At 58.8% G+C, this 1,079-nt stretch carries 1 protein-coding gene; it reads left to right on the top strand.

Annotated features, from left to right (window positions below; genetic code table 11):
- The coding region (locus J5224_RS29540; protein WP_264628628.1) for a Na/Pi cotransporter family protein at positions 1–1,079 on the top strand (1,079 nt) is incomplete at both ends.

Genomic DNA, 1,079 nt, shown 5'->3' with positions numbered 1-1,079 from the left:
GCAAGGCCCGTGTCGGCCATCTGGGGCGAGTGGGCATCGGCCTTGGATTGATCCTGTTGGCGCTGGAATTGATCGTCGCTGCTGCTGCCCCCATCACCCATTCCAGCGCCATTCTGGTGATTTTTACCTCCATTTCTGATGACACGCTGCTGGCACTGCTGCTGGGGGCGGTGTTCGCCATGGTCAGCTATTCCAGCCTTGCCGCTGTGCTGCTGACGGCGACGCTGGCAGCAACCGCGCTGCTTCCGCTGAAAATGGCGCTGTGCATTGTGATTGGTGCCAACCTCGGCAGCGGTGTGCTGGCAATACTCGGAGGACGCGGACAAAGTGCCAGCGCCCGACAATTGGTGCTCGGCAGTATGTTGTTCAAGATCATCGGCTGCGTGTTGATTCTGCCCTGGCTGGCACCGCTTGCACTGTGGATCAGCAGCACGGACGTTGCCTCCGACGAAGCCGTTATCTATTTTCATGTCGTCTATAACCTGCTGCGCTGCCTGCTGATGCTGCCGCTGGTGACCAGCATGGCGCGTCTGTGTCGCCGTTTGGTGCCCCATGAGGATATGAATAACGCCACCGCCGCACCGCGTTATCTCGACAACAGCGCGCTGGACACGCCTTCGCTTGCCCTCGCTAATGCGGTACGCGAAACGCTGCGACTGGGCGATGTCGTCGCGCAAATGCTGGAGCGCTTTAGGCTGGTGCTGTTGGGTGACAGAGAGCAAAAACGCGAGATCAGCCGCCTTGATGAAGAGGCGGATATGCTACACAGCGCTATCAAGCTCTATCTGGCGCAAATTCGTCAGGACGACCTGGGAGAGGAAGATTCGCGCCGTTGGGCGGAAGTGATCGATACGGCGTTAAACCTGAAACAGGCGGGCGGTATTCTCGAGCATATTTCGTCGTCGTTCACTAACAAGGCGCTGGATGCCCGGCTTTCCTTATCCTCCGAGGGCATGGAGGAACTGCTGGCGCTGCATCAACGCCTCACCAGTTCCCTCTCGCTGGCGATGTCAGTGTTTCTCACCGGAGACATGACCAACGCCAAACGCCTGCGCCGTGCCAAACACCGTTTGATTCTG

The sequence above is a fragment of the Candidatus Symbiopectobacterium sp. NZEC135 genome, from assembly GCF_025962695.1.
Note: the sequence above shows the minus strand (reverse complement) of the source record. Positions and strands in the feature narration are given on the sequence as shown.